This window comes from Ammoniphilus sp. YIM 78166 (genome assembly GCF_004522215.1).
Lineage (GTDB): Bacteria > Bacillota > Bacilli > Aneurinibacillales > RAOX-1 > YIM-78166.
In genome coordinates this window covers 770,796-788,153 of sequence record NZ_SDLR01000004.1, presented here as the reverse complement: position 1 = coordinate 788,153, position 17,358 = coordinate 770,796, and the positions used below count along the sequence as shown (strand labels likewise).

At 47.3% G+C, this 17,358-nt stretch carries 21 protein-coding genes; 4 read left to right on the top strand and 17 right to left on the bottom strand.

Translation table 11 applies throughout. The features are described 5' to 3' along the window. Nucleotides 1–16: 16 nt before the first annotated feature. On the bottom strand, nucleotides 17–175 hold the full coding sequence (locus EIZ58_RS33615; protein WP_167577828.1) for a YwzD family small protein: 159 nt from the start codon (nucleotides 173–175) through the stop codon (nucleotides 17–19). 163 nt (nucleotides 176–338) lie between these two features. Between EIZ58_RS33615 and sleB the strand changes: the two genes are divergently transcribed. Further along, on the top strand, nucleotides 339–980 hold the full coding sequence (gene sleB, locus EIZ58_RS20410; protein ID WP_134702700.1) for a spore cortex-lytic enzyme: 642 nt from the start codon (nucleotides 339–341) through the stop codon (nucleotides 978–980). A gap of 667 nt (nucleotides 981–1,647) precedes the next feature. On the opposite strand, the gene EIZ58_RS20405 is transcribed toward sleB, so the two are convergent. From EIZ58_RS20405 to EIZ58_RS33605, 9 genes are all read right to left on the bottom strand, one after another. Next, a complete protein-coding gene (locus EIZ58_RS20405; RefSeq protein WP_134702699.1) occupies nucleotides 1,648–2,919 on the bottom strand; it encodes an AAA family ATPase in 1,272 nt (423 codons plus the stop codon). Nucleotides 2,920–3,025: 106 nt separating this feature from the next. Continuing rightward, nucleotides 3,026–3,949 (bottom strand): DMT family transporter, encoded by a 924-nt coding sequence (locus EIZ58_RS20400; RefSeq protein WP_134702698.1) that lies wholly within the window; start codon nucleotides 3,947–3,949, stop codon nucleotides 3,026–3,028. Nucleotides 3,950–4,028: 79 nt separating this feature from the next. Then, a complete protein-coding gene (locus tag EIZ58_RS34515; protein WP_240689234.1) occupies nucleotides 4,029–5,261 on the bottom strand; it encodes an N-acetylmuramoyl-L-alanine amidase in 1,233 nt (410 codons plus the stop codon). Between the two features lie 80 nt (nucleotides 5,262–5,341). Continuing rightward, on the bottom strand, nucleotides 5,342–5,497 hold the full coding sequence (locus EIZ58_RS33610) for a hypothetical protein (RefSeq protein WP_167577827.1): 156 nt from the start codon (nucleotides 5,495–5,497) through the stop codon (nucleotides 5,342–5,344). 516 nt (nucleotides 5,498–6,013) lie between these two features. Beyond that, a complete protein-coding gene (locus EIZ58_RS20390) occupies nucleotides 6,014–6,673 on the bottom strand; it encodes a DNA-binding response regulator (RefSeq protein WP_134702697.1) in 660 nt (219 codons plus the stop codon). Between the two features lie 98 nt (nucleotides 6,674–6,771). Then, nucleotides 6,772–7,758 (bottom strand): UDP-glucose 4-epimerase GalE, encoded by a 987-nt coding sequence (gene galE, locus EIZ58_RS20385; RefSeq protein ID WP_134702696.1) that lies wholly within the window; start codon nucleotides 7,756–7,758, stop codon nucleotides 6,772–6,774. Nucleotides 7,759–7,785: 27 nt separating this feature from the next. Continuing rightward, a complete protein-coding gene (locus EIZ58_RS20380) occupies nucleotides 7,786–8,559 on the bottom strand; it encodes an alpha/beta hydrolase family protein (protein WP_240689226.1) in 774 nt (257 codons plus the stop codon). Then, nucleotides 8,552–9,364, bottom strand: a complete 813-nt coding sequence (locus EIZ58_RS20375; RefSeq protein ID WP_134702694.1) for a uroporphyrinogen-III synthase — start codon at nucleotides 9,362–9,364, stop codon at nucleotides 8,552–8,554. The genes EIZ58_RS20380 and EIZ58_RS20375 overlap by 8 nt, the downstream gene beginning before the upstream one ends. Nucleotides 9,365–9,709: 345 nt before the next feature. Next, the gene (locus EIZ58_RS33605; protein WP_167577826.1) at nucleotides 9,710–9,850 is read right to left on the bottom strand and encodes a hypothetical protein; all 141 of its coding nucleotides are present in this window, start codon (nucleotides 9,848–9,850) and stop codon (nucleotides 9,710–9,712) included. A gap of 189 nt (nucleotides 9,851–10,039) precedes the next feature. Between EIZ58_RS33605 and EIZ58_RS20370 the strand changes: the two genes are divergently transcribed. Next, complete coding sequence (locus tag EIZ58_RS20370) at nucleotides 10,040–10,288, top strand: hypothetical protein (RefSeq protein ID WP_134702693.1); 249 nt, start codon at nucleotides 10,040–10,042, stop codon at nucleotides 10,286–10,288. Nucleotides 10,289–10,614: 326 nt separating this feature from the next. On the opposite strand, the gene EIZ58_RS20365 is transcribed toward EIZ58_RS20370, so the two are convergent. Next, nucleotides 10,615–11,190, bottom strand: a complete 576-nt coding sequence (locus tag EIZ58_RS20365) for an SCO family protein (RefSeq protein ID WP_240689224.1) — start codon at nucleotides 11,188–11,190, stop codon at nucleotides 10,615–10,617. 15 nt (nucleotides 11,191–11,205) lie between these two features. Then, on the bottom strand, nucleotides 11,206–11,499 hold the full coding sequence (locus tag EIZ58_RS20360; RefSeq protein WP_134702692.1) for a hypothetical protein: 294 nt from the start codon (nucleotides 11,497–11,499) through the stop codon (nucleotides 11,206–11,208). Between the two features lie 160 nt (nucleotides 11,500–11,659). Between EIZ58_RS20360 and EIZ58_RS33595 the strand changes: the two genes are divergently transcribed. Further along, a complete protein-coding gene (locus EIZ58_RS33595) occupies nucleotides 11,660–11,797 on the top strand; it encodes a hypothetical protein (protein ID WP_167577824.1) in 138 nt (45 codons plus the stop codon). Between the two features lie 31 nt (nucleotides 11,798–11,828). Here EIZ58_RS33595 and EIZ58_RS20355 read toward each other — a convergent pair whose 3' ends face one another. Together EIZ58_RS20355 and EIZ58_RS20350 are read right to left on the bottom strand one after the other, a co-directional pair. Further along, nucleotides 11,829–12,008 (bottom strand): hypothetical protein, encoded by a 180-nt coding sequence (locus EIZ58_RS20355; protein WP_134702691.1) that lies wholly within the window; start codon nucleotides 12,006–12,008, stop codon nucleotides 11,829–11,831. Between the two features lie 84 nt (nucleotides 12,009–12,092). Then, complete coding sequence (locus EIZ58_RS20350) at nucleotides 12,093–12,383, bottom strand: hypothetical protein (RefSeq protein WP_134702690.1); 291 nt, start codon at nucleotides 12,381–12,383, stop codon at nucleotides 12,093–12,095. A gap of 79 nt (nucleotides 12,384–12,462) precedes the next feature. Between EIZ58_RS20350 and EIZ58_RS20345 the strand changes: the two genes are divergently transcribed. Beyond that, nucleotides 12,463–12,912, top strand: a complete 450-nt coding sequence (locus tag EIZ58_RS20345; protein WP_134702689.1) for a pyridoxamine 5'-phosphate oxidase family protein — start codon at nucleotides 12,463–12,465, stop codon at nucleotides 12,910–12,912. Between the two features lie 15 nt (nucleotides 12,913–12,927). Here EIZ58_RS20345 and EIZ58_RS20340 read toward each other — a convergent pair whose 3' ends face one another. The 3 genes from EIZ58_RS20340 to nhaC all read right to left on the bottom strand — a co-directional run bounded on the left by EIZ58_RS20340 (nucleotide 12,928) and on the right by nhaC (nucleotide 17,268). Further along, nucleotides 12,928–14,925 carry an ATP-binding protein gene (locus EIZ58_RS20340; protein ID WP_134702688.1) on the bottom strand — a complete coding sequence of 666 codons (1,998 nt, stop codon included), beginning with the start codon at nucleotides 14,923–14,925 and terminating at the stop codon, nucleotides 12,928–12,930. Nucleotides 14,926–15,031: 106 nt separating this feature from the next. After that, nucleotides 15,032–15,754, bottom strand: a complete 723-nt coding sequence (locus EIZ58_RS20335; RefSeq protein ID WP_134702687.1) for an amino acid ABC transporter ATP-binding protein — start codon at nucleotides 15,752–15,754, stop codon at nucleotides 15,032–15,034. A 119-nt stretch (nucleotides 15,755–15,873) separates the two neighbouring features. Continuing rightward, nucleotides 15,874–17,268, bottom strand: a complete 1,395-nt coding sequence (gene nhaC / locus EIZ58_RS20330; RefSeq protein WP_134702929.1) for a Na+/H+ antiporter NhaC — start codon at nucleotides 17,266–17,268, stop codon at nucleotides 15,874–15,876. Nucleotides 17,269–17,358 lie beyond the last annotated feature (90 nt).

Sequence of the window (17,358 nt, the reverse complement as noted above, 5' to 3'; positions counted from 1 at the left end):
TTTCGTTTTTCCTCCTCTATGTAAGTTTTTGGGTTAGATAAGCTTCTAGCTGGAATATCATCTCTTGAATAATTTCCTTTGCTTCCAGTGAATGTTCACTTTGTGCTTTTTCGTAAATGCGGGTTAGAATTTCCACGATGTTCTGAGGCTCTAATCGATGAAAGGATCTACTCACTAGGCATCTCCCCTTTTTACGAGTAAACTACTGTATTATATGTACCGAAGGTCAAGTTGGTTAGCTTTTTTCATCCACTTCATGGCGGAGTTGGCAGAATGCGTGGGTTGAACGCTCTCCTTGAACGCTTGTATAATGGCACAGGAAAGGGGAGGAACTATTGATGAGAAAATCGATGTTGTTCACATTCTTCGTTCTAGCCGCGTTACTTTGGACCATGCCCGCGGAAAAAGCAGAAGCCGCGCCTACGCTAACTGTAGGAAGCCAGGTCGGAGATGTATGGGACGTTCAGTTCCGTTTAAATATGTTAGGATACTACCCCCAACCGCTGGATGGCGTTTATGGCATAGGTACTGCCAATGCCGTTCGCCGTTTTCAGCAAGATTATGGACTTCACGCGGATGGCGTGACAGGTTCCCAAACCTGGAGAGCACTAAGACTTCATTCGGTTAACCAGGCCGAGTTAGAAATTTTAGCCAAAACCGTATACAGCGAAGCGCGCGGAGAATCCTATACAGGTCAAGTGGCCGTCGCCGCTGTGGTCATGAACCGTGTAAAATCCTCACAGTTTCCCAACAATGTAAAAGATGTAGTGTTCCAGCCACGGGCTTTTACGGCGGTTGATGACGGACAGTACTATCTAACGCCAAACCGATTGGCTTACCAAGCAGCAATTGATGCGATTCGCGGTTGGGACCCTAGCAAGGGAGCCCTATACTACTTTAACCCAGACACCGCTACTTCAGCATGGATCTGGAGCCGACCGCAGATCTTGAAAATTGGAAAGCATATTTTCTGTTCTTAGATAGAAGGAAGGGTCGCTACCGAGTAGCGGCCCTATTTCTTTTGCTGCTTCTTGTTGGCCTGTTCATCCAGCTCTTTTTGCTTTTGGTTGGTTTCCTTGCTAATCCTCACATAAGGGTGCTTGCTGCCATGTTCATTGATATTCATGAGTCCCGTGACTCCCCTCAATTTGTAATTGCCTTTAGGATTCCCCGTTCTCCACTTTCTATAAGAAAAGCTTCTATTGAAGCCCTTTCGAAGATGTAGTATCCATCATTAGAGGAAGCTTTCCCCCTACGGGGACAACAATTGCTTCTGAGCAGGATGTTAATCGACGAAGTCCAGAAGCAACAGAGGTTGTCATGCCGATAGGAAATTAGGTTTACTTTAACATTTAAAGTAAACCTAATTTCCTATGCGGTGTACGAAAGAGGGTGTCACGTTAGACCAGCCTTGGTCTAGCGAGACACCCTCTCTATGAATTGCAGTTCCTCTCCCCTAAAACACTTTTTCTCTCTTTTGTTTTTTTCTCTTTAGCCCTAACTTTTTGTCTCTAGTTTCTCTCCATCTTGCTTTTTGGGAATGTGATGTATTTAAATTGATTATATAACAAATTTTCATTCTTTTATAAAAAGAGTCGTAAAAGGTTCATTTTGCTGTCTGAATGGCTGATTCTCGAACGTGATCGGCTAATAAAACCCTAAACGACTAGCGTCCGCTCCGCTTTCCCACTGCTGTTTTTGAGACTTGCGAAGATCGTTTTGCAGTTCAGCCAAGAGCTTGTTCACATCCACTTGTTGATCGTAATGATAGTGTAAGGCTGCACTAATGTACAACTCGTTCAGCTGAGCCATCGAGCATCCCGCCAGCTCCCGCGCCATGTGTTCGACCTCGGAAGTACTCATGAACCGCTCAAAGCCGCGCTTGATCAAATAACGATGACGCATCTCGGTATTGGGCAACTTAATCTCATACGCTCGGTCAAACCGACCCGCACGGTTCATCAGGGCTGGATCGATTTTTTCCGGATAATTCGTGGTCCCTATCAGAAAAATTCCTTCTTTGGAGGTGGCTCCATCCAAGGTATTCAAAAAGACGGAACGAACGCCCTCCGGCATCGAGTCAATGTCCTCAATCACTAGAACCATGGGGGACATTCTTAAGGAAGTTTCAAATACCTCTTTGATGGAGTAGCTATTGGTGTATTCGGTTATTTGCCAGTAGGCTACCGGTGCCGAAATGCTATTAGCAATCGATTTGACCAGCGTCGTCTTCCCATTTCCCGGCTTCCCGTAAAGCAAAATGCCTCGCTTGTATGGGATTTGATAGGTGCGGAAAAACTCCCCGCTATCATGGAAGAACTCATCAATCGAGCGGTAAATCTGAACCTTCAGCTCCTCCTCCAACAACACGTCTTCACGTTGAACCATGTGGGTGATGCTCACTTTCTTACGGTCAAGCCCATCTTCGGTATCCGTAAAAACCGTCACATGGTTCCGGTCATGTTCCCGTTGACGACGGTTTACATAGCGGATAAACTCCAACACATCCAAGTCTTGCTCAGCAAAGATAAAATGATGCTGATACGGGCCTGAGGCATGGAACACCGTGGCTCTCGCTAGTGCGACCCGAAACCCGGGATAGTAGTAAATGGCGTTTTCCAAGAACGGCTGTACTTTAAATTGAATCTGATGCTCTTCTTGGATGGAGCTCACGACTCGCGTTTCTACTCCGTCCATAATATAGCCGACCAGCTCTACTTTCTGTTGCTGGGCCTCAATATCTTCAGCCAACACGTTCCAGATATCGTGCTGGTTTTCGTGATCAATATACATCTGGCAAGCAAAATCATACTGATCCATCAAAGCATCCTTAATCCGTTTGACTACATAGGCGTAATCATAGTAATTGGGGAGCTGCCCTGAGGATATATCACCGAACTTTATGATGAATGGATTCATGGTTTCTCCTCTTTTTTCTTTTATCAAACTATTTTAAAGGGTAGGTGGGTGGTTCGCAACGCTGAAAAAAAGGAAAAAGACGGACGGATAGGTCCCGTTCGTCTTGTCAACTTGCCACTGAGGATTTCTTTTGCTTCCACTTCACCCGCGTTGAATCCAACCAACCGCTTCCTAGCAGGACTCCGCTGACGATGAATAGAAACCCGATCACATGAGCGAGTCCGATGCTTTCTCCAAGAAAAAGAGCAGACCCCAGTAAGCCATAAAATGGCGTCATATTAATAAAGATCACCGTTTGACCCGGCCCTAGCTCCTGAATGCCGCGGTTCCAGATCATCCCGCCGAAGGCTGTGGCGAGGAGGGCTGATGCAAATAGGAGTAACCACATGGAAGGGGTGAGGCCGCTAAGAAGCGCTAGAGGTGACACCCGCTCCACAGCGAGTCCTGTGAAGGTGAGCATTCCCCCGCCAAGAAGCAGCGTATAGGAGGTCACCTGGTTGACGGAGACGGTGGAAAGCAGCTTCCTTACAGCCAGAAAGCTACAGGATTGGACGAACATCGCGAAGAACATGTACAGGTCTCCCTTTTGGATCATGAGAGATTCCGCCCCGCGCAATACAATCGTGAAGACGCCCGCCAACCCAAACGCTACCCCCGCTGATCGGAGCCACGTCAGTTTTTCCCCTAAAAACAAATAGGCGAGAACGACCGTAGTTAACGGGTTTAGGGCAAGAATCAGAGTCCCATTGGAGCCGCTCGTTTCCTTGAGGCCATAGGCAAGAAAAACTTGATGGATATACACACCCGATAAAGTAGCTAGGATCAGATACAACCATTCCTTTTTCTCGAGTCGACGCACGCCTTCCGACCACCAAACAAACAAAAAGACAAATGTTCCTGCGATAAGGATACGAATCCCTGTAATGCCGAGTGGCAGGTACGCGGTGACCAGCACTTTGATGGCAATAACATTTAATCCCCAGCACATCATAGCCAATGTGAGAGCGAGATAAATTCCTTTGCCTTTCATATAGGCTTCCTTCTTTCCGTTCTGAAATTCTATTTCCTCATTGTAACTCCAGAAACGCTAAGAAGCCATGAACGAACGTTCAATTAATTTTCTCGCGAAAACGTTGTAGCACGATGGCATAAGCCCAAAGCGGCAGCGGTTCCTCCAGCTTTTCTTTCCACATCGGATGCGTAAGTAGGCCTTGCTCGTACATCCAATCCATCGCTTCTTTTTTCCACAGCGGAGTCTGGGGTGGATAACCATCCTCGACTTGCTGAACCTGCTCAAGAAACCATTCCTTAGATAAACCGGAGCCCGGGCAAGTTTTTCCCGAATGCTCGCGATGAAAGACGATATCTCGCAACTGCAGATTGAACCGAGTAAGGAGCAGCCTCACCAGATGAACTGTAGCCTCAAGCTGACTACCCTCCAGCCTCTCCTCTCCCTGGTCAAAGTTTCCGATGATCTCAATCATGATCCCGCCGGTATTATGGCCTTGAATACCAGCTGGAATCTGATCCAGCGGTCTCCCATCCCAGATCAACCCATCCGGAGAAACCGTAAAGTGCTGGGCAATATCCGCCCATCCATTCGTCTGGGTATGATATTTCCACATGTTATAAATTGTCTGCTCTCCTGTATAATCCGTTATTCTCGGCTTCCACGTGTGGTGGATTTGAATATGATTGATGGGGCGAGTGGGGGTCGGGAGATTTTGCAGATACTCTTGAAACTGATCGATCGAGAAGGAACGGAAGGTGCGATCTTTAGAAGGGGCAGGCGTAGGGGCTGGGGTGGTTTGGATCATCCTTTGGTAGATACGGATAATGAGCTGCCCGTAGGACTCTCCAGCAGCCATGGCCGCTTGTAAACTGGAGTATTTGCGGGGATCATACCCGGGAACAGCCCATTTGCCCGCAAGGTCCTCCCAGTTAGGGGCACTCCCTCGCTGCACCAGGTGGAACCTCGGACTAACAAGAGGCTCTCCTGCTGGTAGGGGATCACGCGTCGCATAAGCATACAAATGTTGAATCTGAGCCGTCACACCCTCTTCAATGGTAGCAAAGCTATGCCCTGGGTTCCCCCCTCCCGTCGCGCCAATTCCTCCAAAATTGTTTTGATTCGGTTTCACGTCACCGCCGAATCTAAACCAGTTCGTTTCATGAATCGATTGACAAAACGCAATATCTCCACGAACGCCGTATCTATCCCCTACACGTAAAAAGTCACTCGCGATTTCTGGGTTGAAATTCGGATTGACCCCTCTCACAAAACTGACCATCTGACTGGCGGCAGCCTGACTTCTTCCCATGATTGGATTTTTAGATGCCATGAATAACCTCCTTTACACGCAACTAGTCCTTATTCTAGTGTATGAAGAAAAAACCCGTCTCGCAACGGGTTTCAACGGGATTACAATAAAAAGGCTAATGCAATAATCACAACAGAAATATAGAATAGAATGTCTAGCCAAGGCTTTCTCCTGCCTCGATTCAGCAGCTTAAAAGCCGCATAACCACATCTCACAATCACAATGACCCAGGCAATCTGAACGAGTAGTGGAATCATAGCATCCTCCTCGACTGGTGGGGATTGTTTCTATGTTTATGAGGGGGAGGCAGAAGGTATTCAGCGAATTGGAGGAGACGCGGAGATTTAACCGTAAATTTACGGTTATTCTTCGGTTTGGGGGTCTTCTGGTCCATTTTAACCGGAGATTTACGACTATTTCATCTCCAGCGCTCCCCTATCGGCCCTTCCCAGCCCACTAGTCGGAGCTAGTCCGACTATTTCTCCTCTCTACTCAGCCTCCAGACCATTTAATCGGAATTTTACGACTATAGCCGCCATCTGCCCACCACCCGCCTCAGCTACCTGGCAGCTAGCCTTAACAGGATTGAAAGAGACACGGAGATCCGCTCGGCCATCTTAACCGGAGATTTACGACTATTTCATCTCCAGCGCTCCCCTATCGGCCCTTCCCAGCCCACTAGTCGGAGCTAGTCCGACTATTTCTCCTCTCTACTCAGCCTCCAGACTATTTAATCGGAATTCTACGACTATAGCCGCCCTCTGGCCACCCTACTATAGACGAAGTCTCACCTGTTCCCTCAATCGGTAAGATGTGACCCTAACCTTTCCTGAACTCGGCACAAGAAGCTTCTTATCTACCAACCCCCCCAATATTTTTTTAACCGTCTTGTCCGATACCTTTAACCATTTTTCAACATCGCAAGGTCGTATATCTCCTGCTTGGACAGCCAAGCGAACCACATCTCTCTCGAAACTTGATAATGAAGCCATCTCATCATCCCACGCTAACAATCTTCCCATCATCTGCTGGATCGTCTGTTGACAACGGCGGGGGCGATCATTAACAAGATCATAGGAAAACCTTAAGATAAACCAACCATCAATCATTAAATCATTTTGTCGTTCGAGGTTGTCCGAAAACTGCCATCTGCTAACATTCCTAAAGTGGGGACCGTATCCATCAATTTCGATACAGATACTTAAAGTGGGGCGAATATAAGCGAAGTCTAAATACCTTTTACCATCCTTGAAGTCATCAATCTCATATTCTGGATGGAGATAGTCAAAATGCTGAAACAAAGGCCACCAAACCTTTTCCAAAAACATCTTCTCGGCATTTCCTAGCCCTTCTTCCACTCTTCGCCGACGCTCACCGGTTCTCTCCAGCACGTGTCGGTTCAGAAATTTCCCATATTCCTCTTCAAACCCCATAACACTCCTCCTTTCAAAATAATGGTAACCCTTTTTGTCCCTCCCTTCAACAAAAAAACACGCCCTCCCAAAGGAGCAACGTGTTCTACCGACTATCTCTACTTCCCATACCCCTGCGGCCTGCTCTTGTGCCAGTTCCAAGCATGAGTAACAATCGTCTCCAAATCTGGATACTGTGGCTTCCAGCCTAGCTCTCTCATGGCTTTATCCGAAGAGGCGATCAGCACCGCGGGGTCTCCGGCGCGGCGGGGTGCGACGACAGCCGGGATCGCCTCCCCCGTGACGCGCCGGCAGGTCTCGATCACTTCCTGAACGGAGAACCCCGTTCCATTCCCTAAGTTGTAAATTCCACTTACACGGGTTGCACGCAGCTTCTCCAGTGCCAGGTAGTGGGCCTGAGCCAAGTCCATGACATGGATATAGTCGCGGATGCAGGTTCCGTCGGCTGTCGGGTAATCTTCACCAAATACACTGACGGACTCTCGCTGGCCTAGCGCGCATTGCAAGACAATCGGAATCAAGTGGGTTTCGGGGGTGTGGTCTTCGCCAATTTGACCCTCGGGATCGGCTCCCGCTGCGTTAAAGTAACGCAAACACACCGACTTCAACCCATAGGCTTGATCCGCCCACTTCAGCATCCGTTCAATCGCGAGCTTCGTTTCGCCGTATGGATTAGTTGGAATCGTAGGATCTTCTTCTTCAATGGGCACCTTCAAAGGTTCACCATAAGTCGCTGCAGTGGAGGAGAAGACGATGTTTTCCACACCACGTTCGACCATTTTCCGGACCAGTAAATAGGAGCCGACGACATTATTCTCATAGTAAGCCAACGGGTCCTGGACACTTTCGCCGACCAAGGAATTGGCTGCAAAGTGAATGACAGCATCGATTGAATGCTTCGAAAAGATCTCGTCTAATTGATCCTCATCGTGCAGGTCTCCCCGATAAAACACATCGCCCAAAACGGCCTCCCGATGCCCCTTTTGCAGGTTATCGTAGACGATGACCTCTTCCCCTGCCTGTTTGAGCCATAATACGGTATGACTACCGATATAGCCAGCACCACCTGTCACTAGAACCGCCATGCTACCCTCTCCCTCTATGTACTGAAATTATTCTTCCTGCTCCTTCATCCACTGAAACATGCGTTGCCAGGCCCGCTCCATTTCCATGGGTGGAAAATGGTGACCCAGCCCCTCGTAGATCATCATCTCAAAGGTTTTTCCCGCCTGCGTAAGGGCTGACGCCAACCGATTGGCATGCTCCACCCCCACGGAGCGATCCTCACTCCCATGGACAATCAACACAGGACACGTCACCTCATGGATCCATAGAACCGGACTGCGCCGTTCATATTCCTCCGGCTTCTTCCATGGAGGTCCGCCGATCACTCGCTTTAGCATCCGCCTGAGATCTTCCCGTTCTTCGTAGGTTAAGACCATGTCTGATACCCCACCCCAGACCGTTACACTGCGAAAGCAGGAAAACTTCATCGCAGCGAAAAGGGCGGGCACGGAGCCTCGAGAAAAGCCGAACAAATGCAGACGACTTGGGTCCACCATCGGCAGCCCGATCACCCAAGGAATAGCCCCCAGCACATCCATCCGGTCGTCTCCACCAAAATCTTCACGCCCTTCTCCTCCGCGATTGCCGCGGTAGAAAGGAGCAAACACCACAAAGCCTTCCTGAACAAACCGACTGACCCAAGCGAGCTTCGTCATGCCAACATTTTTAATTCCGCCCCGGCAGTAGACGATAAGGGGAAAAGGCCCCATCCCATGAGGGACCGCCAGATAACCTTTGACTTTGAGCCCAGACACTACATAACTAACTAAATATAACTTAGCCTGTAGGTGAAATTCTGGGATTTCTCGTTGCTCAAGCATGCGCCTCATAATGCTGGGCCAGCTCGATGATCATCGCACCCATCCGTTCGTTTTCCGGTGCCAACAGGCGATGGACGCCCTCTTCGCGGAGCGCCTCTGCGCATACTTTACCCACAGCCACTGCTAAAACTTGAGTTTCAAAGGCCTTTAGCATCTCTTCCAGCAACCCGTGTTGCTTCACATATTCAAACAGGAATCGAACTTGAACCGCAGCTGTAAAGCAAACCGCGTCCACTTCTCCTGCCAAAACTTCTTTACAAAATTGGGATACGGTCGCTTCCTCCGGCGCGATGTGCTGATAGGGAAGCAGCTCCGATACAACAGCTCCTTTTTCCTCGAGAAAACGAATCAAACGAGGAGCGGGGTCGCCATGCAGCTGAACAACAACGCGCTGGCCGCTAAAGTCAAACGGCTGTAACGCCTGAATTAAGCCTTGTGTAGTTCCGTCATCATCCTTCGCAGCAGGAAGAATGTCTAGCTTTTTCAACACACTGTACGTTTTATACCCTCTCGCAGCTACTTTTGCCTGCGCCAACATCGAAATAAACCGATCTCTCTGTCCCATCTTCTCAGCAATCCCAACCAGTGCTTCCGTACCGATCCCCGTGGTGAGGATGATCCAGTCCGCTCCTTTTTCCATCAACTCAGCCATCGCGGGCGCAACTTCTTGCTCGGCTAAAAATACCGTCCCTTGCAAGGGGCGAATCAGCGCTTGCCCACCTTGCTTTTCCACCAAGAGACTCATCTCCTCGGTCTTTCTTGAGCCGGCAATAACGACTTGTTTTCCTTCTAGCCCTTTACCCATTTCTCTGCCCCTTTATTTTCAGTCTATTTTTACCTATTTTATAGCTTCCACTCCCCAAGCTCAAGATGCATCTGCTGTTTTTCGTCAAACCTTCTCATAAAAAGACAATACAAGCCCCTTCTCAAGCAATCGTTTTCAGAATATAATGATAAGTAATAGTGATCTGTATGAAGAACATTCGAAAGGGTGTGAACCGTGTGGAGCATCGGGAAGGAAACCTATCGCTCGGTTTGTTTTGGGGCATTACGTTAAGCATTCCTCTATGGGCTTCACTATGGGGTTGGATATTGCTCTTTCACACTCTACTCAGGAACATTTAAAGGCAGCACCTCTTGGTGCTGCCTTTTAGTATGTGATGCTATATAAAGATGGTTCAGCCACCATAAGGAACGATTCGATACCGTGCTCGAAATAAGGGAAGTAGAATTCATCTTGATCACCCACGTAAGTCATCCAAAGTTGCATATCAACAGGTGTGTAGTACATTGTCAGCCCTCCCTAGAATCATTAAGTTTATCTCTTTGTACCCTCATTATAGCTAAAGTTTGAATCGTCGCGCAAATGAAATTAAATCCAATTGAAGAGGGTAATCGTCCAACCCCCGATGGCCGGGCTTACATAGAATGAAGCAGGAGATATAATACTCCAAAATTCTAGGAAAGGACGTATGCAGCGATGTTTTGGCTCGTATGGGTCATCGTCAGCTTGTTAGCTTGGTGGGGAATTGATCAATGGATGGAAAGCAACAGCGGATTCGGCAGCTGGTGGGCCTCATTAATTATGTCATTAGCTGGAGCTTGGTTCGGAGATTGGCTCTTTGGAAGCATCTTTATTGTCCTGTGGGACTTCAACGTGGTTGGTGGCCTGATCGGAGGGGTATTCCTCACCTGGCTGTGGAATAGGCTAAAGGCAAAAATGGCCTGAACCAAAATGGACGGGCTGTAGGCACTAGCTCTCCCTCAAGTGCCTACGGTCCCCCTTTAAAAAGAAAGCATCAAGCGTTGAGTCTTGACAGCTGACTCCTTCTCCACCTTACAGGTTCCTAACGGAACCTTTTTATTATCCAATAAAGTATATCCTGAACGAAAAATGGTTGCTTGCTTTATTTCTGTTCTGTGTATGTTATTACAGTGAAGACAGTAAAACATTTCTACACCCCACCCTTACCTTTTTTCTCCATAATTCATTTTAGGACAAGATATGGGGTTTTTCCACACGAACCGTTCGCCAAAAACTGTCATAAAACCACATTAATTTAGCAAAGCTTTAACATCTTGTACGATTTCTTCATAAGGGGTGTTGACAGAGCCGCTATATTTCTTCACAATCACTCCCTTTTGATCGACAAGGAAAAAGGAGGTACCGTGGGTCACCTGGTCAGATGCGGCGGTTTTTTGGACAGGAGTCTTAAAGCTTTCCTTGGCAAACTCTTCAATCTCTTGCTGCGAATAGCCCGTTAAAAAGTTCCAGTTGTTAAAGTCCGCTCCAAATTTTTGCGCATATTCCTTTAAGACTTGAGGTTTGTCCACCTCTGGGTCGACACTAAACGATACGAGCTGAGCTTGAAGTCCTTGCTCCTGTAGGTCTCTTTGGATTAAGGACATATTCGCCGTCATTGGCGGACAAACTGTCGTACAATTGGTGAAGATAAAGCTTGCCAGCCAGACCTTTCCTTTTAAATCCGAAAGCCCAACTGGCTGTTCATCCTGATTCACAAAAGTGAAGTCATTTACTTGCCAATTCAATTCATTGGGCTTTTGGCTGCCGCAAGCGGCAAGTACAAGAACAAATACAAGAATGATGGCTTTCATCCCGTGCTTTGACATAACAAACTCCTTTAATTAATGACATAGAGCTAAATTATAGGCGATCATTTTCGTTTGTATTAAAAGGACGGCTATCCATGTAAAAACAATTCCCCAGCGGATGAACTTTCTTTGATGCATTCCATATAGTCCAATCGTCAAAAAGCTCACGATAAGGGTTAGTCCTAATAATCCCTTAAAGGGGGAGACCCAGTAAAATTGATCGAGCTGCACAACTAAGCTTACCCTCTTAAAATAATATTCGATAAAATATAGACCTATAGCCCACGAGAAGATCATCAGGGCTAAAGAGATCCTACGGACCGCCATGAAAACTCCCCCTTCACTAGAGTTATTTTAATCAGTCCCCTCGATCTCGTCAAATTGGCTTAATTTGTCGAAAAATTCTATGTTTTTATGTAGGGGATAAATGGTAAAATGGAGATAGACAAGCTATCCGTTTAAATCTATTTCTAAAGGTGGTGTTACCATGCGAATCCTAAGTACTGAACAGATGAAGCTCTATGACTTTGAGCGGGGCTATTGCACCCTAGTTACGTATTATAAAGTATTTGGTTTCACCATCCATAAGCGAGTGTTTAAGTGGAGTACTCGAAATGTAGGCTGAAAAAAGAGGACTGTCGCCTGACAGTCCTTGTTCATTCGATCAGTAACCAATCCGCCAGCTTCCACACGCCCGGGAAGGTGCTGCTACCCGGCAGTGGATTCACTCCTTCTTTTCCAACCACAAACTCAATCTCATAAGGCATGGATTCTTTTACCGTGCGCTGCGTCTCTAGCTCTTTTCCATTCAGCTTGATTCTGATGCCTTCTTTCATCTCCTTCCTCCCTTCAAATCAAGCAACCCATCCCTAGTTATTTATGATTGAAGAGATTGTCTATAGACCCATTTAGGCAAAAATTTACATACGTTCGATCTCCTGGGCCACGACAAAGGCCAGTTCCTCATTCCCAAACAACTGCAATACGTTCAGCACCGTTTGGTGGGGAATGTCTCCTGCTTCTTCCTTTGGAACGGTGAGCTCCAGCATTTTTTCCAATTGAGCATTTGCCCCTTGCTCCGGATACGCCTTCTTATAAATTTCTTGGGGATCGAGATCATGATTGACACACCATTGGGCAAACACCATGATCATCATGCCCTCATCTTTTTGATATTGGCCAATGATCTTTTGTTCAATTTCTTTACTCATCGCTAGACACATCCTAACATAGCATCTGAATGCCAAAGATTGTATAATAATCAGTATACTCTTAAAGGAGGATATCACAATGGCCCAAAACCAAACAACAACCCTATCCGATTTAGATGCTTACCTACAAGGGGAAACCTTAGTTTTCCTGGCTACCGTGGATGCAGACACCCAAACGCCTAGCATTTCTGCGATCTCATGGGTCAAGAAGAAGGATGACAATACCCTTCGTTTCTCTGTGGCAAGCCAGTCCCGCATTATCGAAAACCTAAAGGCCAACCCTCGCGTAACCCTCTCCCTTATTGGACTTGAGAGCGTATACTCTATCGTTGGGTCCTGCGAGATCTTAGAAGAAAAAATGGAAGCTATTGCCATTAAACTTGCGAAGATTGAAGTAAAAGTGGACAATGTATTCAACAGCATGTTCTGGGGATCTAAGATTACCCAGGAGCCGGTTTACGAGAAAACGTATGATAAGGAAAAAGCTCAAAAGCTTGATAACGAAGTGTACGAAGAATTAATGAAATAAGGTGCCGTCAGGCACCTATTTTCCTTCCTGCACAGGTATAGAAAAGAAAAACCTACTCCCCTTCCCCAGCACACTTTGAACATCAATCCGCCCTCCGTGCCGTTCCACAATCTCTTTGGTGATGGCCAGTCCAAGACCCGTTCCTACGTTTTTGGAATGACGGGAGGAGTCCACTTTATAAAATCTCTCAAATAAATGCGGAAGATTTTCCTCTGCGACCCCTCTTCCCGTATCGGTAACAGAAAACAAGATCTCCTCTTCCACCCGCTCTGCTTCGATCCAAACACTTCCTCCCGTTGGTGTATGTTTCATCGCATTGGTCATCAAATTGGTAAACACCTGCTCCATTCTTTGACGATCGATCTTAATCAGACACGTCGCGACAGCTGCGCTAACCTTTACAGTAAACGCCAGCTCTTTTTCCGCCATTTCAATCTCAAACTGCTTCTCCACTCGCTTTAACAGCGTCTCGACAGAAGTCATCTCAAAGGAAAAGGAAAGCTTCGCATCGAGCTTGGCCAATTCAAATAGATCAGCAATCAAATGGTTGACGTATAAAATCTTGTCATAGATTAAACTGAGATACCGTGGATCATTCGGATCGATCACCCCGTCCTTCATGGCCTTGACATACCCCATAATCGATGTCATCGGCGTTCCCAGTTCGTGGGAGATATTGGATACCAGGTCCCGACGCGAGACATTCACCTGCTCGATTTCCCTTGTTCGCTGCTTTACCTTTTCCTCTAGGGAATGATTAAGATCCTTTAGCTCAATAGATAGCTTCTCCACTTTTTGAAATGTATTTGCGAAGCGTGAAGCGAGAACGAGCATTTGAGCAAAGAGAAAGGCAAACATGCCAATCGGTGCAAAATCAATGGAATCAATGTAATAGTTATAATAGAGAATATCATTTATCCCAGCGACAAACACCACAATCCAAGCCAATCCACTGATCAGGGCTCCCTCCCGGTTTCGGCGACTGGCTCTCATGCATACCCAGATTCCATAGATAAAGGAAAAGACGATCACGACCTCATACATTTGCAGGGTATACGTGTAAATACGAGCAGGAAACACCACCACAAGGAAACTGAAAAAGCCGCCTAGCGCGAAGATCCCTCTTGTAATGAAGCGTTTCGCTTCCTCTGGATATAAGGCGTGGACGAAGGCCACCCCCAAGGGTATTCCCGTATAGACCGCTAGATATTCCAGTTTGACCGCCAACTCCCAAGGGATCACTGGAAAAAACCTTACAAGTAGGGTTTCCCCTAAGAGCAATCCACGCATGGCAATCAGTAAGCAAATCGTGCCTAAGAACACGCTAGGCAAGTCGTGTCGTCGGAACAGGAACAGAGCATAATGATAGATCCCCATAATAAACAAGGAACCAGATACGAAGGATTGGAAAAAAACGCGCTGATCTCGGCTAAGGGTAACGTCCTCTGCGGAACCCAGCTGGATGCTTTGCCAGAGCCCGCCTTTTCTCTGTACAAAGTTCGCGACCTGAACGACCACTTCCAGCTCTGTGCTTGGCACGGTGAAATACAGCACTTTAGCATAATTTTTAGGGAGCATCTCTTCCGCTTGCTCCGCCACGTGACCGTTGGAAGCGAGAAGCCCTCCATTTACCCAGAGCTTATAGGAGCTAGCGACACTTGGCATATAGATCGCTTTAACCGTTCCAACCTCCTCAGGCCCCAGCTTAACCTGTAAAACATATGTCCCGTATCCCTGATTGGAAAGCTCTTGCTTGGACCAAACCGAAGGAACTTCGATCACTCGCGCTTTCTGCCTTTCGTCCAGCTGCTTCCAATAAAATGTCCATTCACCATCCAGAGGGACCATCCCCTGTTCCTCGAGGTTCCAGTCGCGCAGATCCATCACTCCACCTATGGCAAGAGGAGGTGGAGTTGGGGCATTCTTGGATAGATTGATATAGAATATGCCTGCAGATAAAGCCACTAAAACAAGGGTAAAAACAAGATAGACCGTACTCTTTCGACTAAGCAATTTATGACCCACACCTCGAGCTCATATTGTATAGCTTTATCATAACGATTTGTATTTAAAAAAGGAACCAGCTCTTCGGCTAGATTCCTTTCCACTATTCCCCCCCTTAAGAAATGCTATTGAGAAATTGCTTGGCTCGCTCATGCTGTGGCTGGGAAAAGAACTGCGCTGGCCGAGCCTCCTCCAAGATCTGTCCATCTCCCATGAACACCACCCGGTCAGCCACCTCTCGGGCAAATCCCATTTCATGGGTCACTACGATCATGGTCATTCCTTCCTGAGCCAGCTGTTTCATGACCTGGAGCACTTCCCCCACCAACTCGGGATCAAGCGCCGATGTCGGTTCATCAAACAACATGATCTTAGGCGACATGGCCAGAGCCCGTGCAATCGCGACCCGCTGCTTCTGCCCTACGGAAAGCATATCGGGATAGCAATCAGCTTTTTCTTTTAAGCCGACTTTTCCGAGCAGCTCGTACGCTTTAGGTAGGGCCTGTTCCATCCGCATCTTCTTCACATACAGCGGACCCTCTAGCACGTTTTCTAGCGCCGTGCGGTGCGGAAACAAGTTGAAATGTTGAAACACCATCCCCACCTCTTCCCGCACCTTGTTTAGGTTCGTGTTCACCGGGTTAATCCGCTCTCCCCTCAGCCAAACTTCTCCCTCATCGGGAATCTCCAAAAAGTTTAGACAGCGAAGCAGCGTACTTTTCCCTGATCCACTGGCCCCAACCAGCACCACCACCTCCTTTTCCTTCACCTCCAGATTGACTCCTTGCAGAACCGTCAAACGCCCAAACGACTTCACCAGGTTCTTGACCATAATCATGAGAACCTCTCCTAATCTCTTTGGTATGAACTCATCATATGATCGAAAATATAGGAGTATTCGGATTTTCCCCCAACGCCAAAAGACCCACCCGGCATCCGGATGGGTCCATAAAATAACTATGCTTCTAAACTAGCTTCCTTCTTTTTCTCGGACGGTTTAAGCTTGACAATCGTCAAACCTAGCCAAGCAAATAGAATGGAAATGATTGGAACTGCATAATTTAAAATCGCATAAGGCGCGTACTCTAGGGTCGATACGGATAGGGTACCCGCTATAAATAAAGCACAGGTATTCCAAGGGACGAAGACGGAGGTAATGGTTCCACCATCCTCCAAGGCACGGGACAGATTTTTCGAGTGTAGGTTTCGATCCTGATAGGCCTTGGCGTACATCCGTGAAGGAACAACAATAGATAGATACTGATCCGCTGCCATCACATTCGTTAAGAAGGAGGTTCCTACCGTAGAGGTCAATAGTCCTCCGTCTGATCTCACCAAGCTTAAGATTTTACGAACGATGGCTTCTAGCATGCCCGTGTTCTCCAACACGCCACCGAATACGGCAGCGACTAGAATAAGGGAAACCGTATACATCATTCCGTCAATTCCCCCACGGTTCAGCAGCTTGTCTACCATGGCATTACCGGACTCGAAGCTAAATCCGCCTTGCAAGGTGCTAAGAGCTTCTCCTGTTGCCCCACCTTGCACACCGATATGGGCCAATACACCTAAAATTACTCCAACAATTAAAGCAGGCAAAGCTGGGACTTTCCGTGCTACCATCACGATAACAATGACCGGAATGAGCAACAGCCATGGAGAAATCGTAAAGCTCTCCTGAAGAGTCAATAACACGCTTTCCATTTCCTCCGCTGGAACGGTATCCGCATTAAATTGTCTGCCTAAATACCAGAAGACGCCTAAAGCAATCAATAGTCCAGGGATCGTGGTATACAGCATATGACGAATATGATCAAACAGCTGTGTTCCGGAAAGCCCAGAGGCAAGGAGTGTCGTATCAGATAAAGGCGACATCTTATCTCCAAAATAAGCACCGGAAATGACTGCGCCTGCAATCATGGGAGCTGGAATGCCCATGCTTAGTCCAATCCCCATTCCTGCTACCCCAATGGTTGCCATCGTAGACCACGAACTTCCGATTGCAAGCGACACAACGGCGCAAATTAAGGCAATCGCGACTAAGAAGTACGAAGGAGACATGATTTTCAAACCATAATAGGTCATGGAAGCAATAATGCCTCCGCCGATCCATGCCCCGATAATCATCCCTACTGTGATGAGGATTAAGACGGCAGGAAGAACGAGACGAATGCCGCGGTACATTCCTTCTTCAATATCAGCCCATCGGTATCCCACACGCCAAGCTACGAGAGCTGCCACCAAGCTACCGAAAACTAACGGTACATGAGGACTTCCTTCAAACACAATGATTGTAATGGCCATTCCTGCAATCATGGCTAGTAATGGAATAATAGCTAAACCAAAGGACATTTCTCTTTTCGCGTTTGCCAACTACTTAACCCCCTTAGATAATTCTGTATATTCAAATTTTAGAGATGCAATTCTCGTGCCATCATTATA

Excerpts from the sequence above, each read along its gene's own strand:
- EIZ58_RS20350 (WP_134702690.1), bottom strand. The coding sequence starts at position 12,383 with ATGAGTAAAGAAATTGAACAAAAGATCATTGGCCAATATCAAAAAGAT.
- EIZ58_RS20365 (WP_240689224.1), bottom strand. The coding sequence starts at position 11,190 with ATGTCAAAGCACGGGATGAAAGCCATCATTCTTGTATTTGTTCTTGTA.
- EIZ58_RS20390 (WP_134702697.1), bottom strand. The coding sequence starts at position 6,673 with ATGGGGTTTGAAGAGGAATATGGGAAATTTCTGAACCGACACGTGCTG.
- EIZ58_RS20380 (WP_240689226.1), bottom strand. The coding sequence starts at position 8,559 with ATGCTTGAGCAACGAGAAATCCCAGAATTTCACCTACAGGCTAAGTTA.
- EIZ58_RS20405 (WP_134702699.1), bottom strand. The coding sequence starts at position 2,919 with ATGAATCCATTCATCATAAAGTTCGGTGATATATCCTCAGGGCAGCTC.
- EIZ58_RS20375 (WP_134702694.1), bottom strand. The coding sequence starts at position 9,364 with ATGGGTAAAGGGCTAGAAGGAAAACAAGTCGTTATTGCCGGCTCAAGA.
- EIZ58_RS33610 (WP_167577827.1), bottom strand. The coding sequence starts at position 5,497 with ATGATTCCACTACTCGTTCAGATTGCCTGGGTCATTGTGATTGTGAGA.
- nhaC (WP_134702929.1), bottom strand. The coding sequence starts at position 17,268 with ATGTCCTTTGGTTTAGCTATTATTCCATTACTAGCCATGATTGCAGGA.
- EIZ58_RS20370 (WP_134702693.1), top strand. The coding sequence starts at position 10,040 with ATGTTTTGGCTCGTATGGGTCATCGTCAGCTTGTTAGCTTGGTGGGGA.
- galE (WP_134702696.1), bottom strand. The coding sequence starts at position 7,758 with ATGGCGGTTCTAGTGACAGGTGGTGCTGGCTATATCGGTAGTCATACC.
- EIZ58_RS33595 (WP_167577824.1), top strand. The coding sequence starts at position 11,660 with ATGCGAATCCTAAGTACTGAACAGATGAAGCTCTATGACTTTGAGCGG.
- EIZ58_RS33605 (WP_167577826.1), bottom strand. The coding sequence starts at position 9,850 with ATGTACTACACACCTGTTGATATGCAACTTTGGATGACTTACGTGGGT.
- EIZ58_RS20345 (WP_134702689.1), top strand. The coding sequence starts at position 12,463 with ATGGCCCAAAACCAAACAACAACCCTATCCGATTTAGATGCTTACCTA.
- EIZ58_RS20335 (WP_134702687.1), bottom strand. The coding sequence starts at position 15,754 with ATGATTATGGTCAAGAACCTGGTGAAGTCGTTTGGGCGTTTGACGGTT.
- EIZ58_RS34515 (WP_240689234.1), bottom strand. The coding sequence starts at position 5,261 with ATGGCATCTAAAAATCCAATCATGGGAAGAAGTCAGGCTGCCGCCAGT.
- EIZ58_RS20355 (WP_134702691.1), bottom strand. The coding sequence starts at position 12,008 with ATGAAAGAAGGCATCAGAATCAAGCTGAATGGAAAAGAGCTAGAGACG.
- EIZ58_RS20400 (WP_134702698.1), bottom strand. The coding sequence starts at position 3,949 with ATGAAAGGCAAAGGAATTTATCTCGCTCTCACATTGGCTATGATGTGC.
- sleB (WP_134702700.1), top strand. The coding sequence starts at position 339 with ATGAGAAAATCGATGTTGTTCACATTCTTCGTTCTAGCCGCGTTACTT.
- EIZ58_RS20360 (WP_134702692.1), bottom strand. The coding sequence starts at position 11,499 with ATGGCGGTCCGTAGGATCTCTTTAGCCCTGATGATCTTCTCGTGGGCT.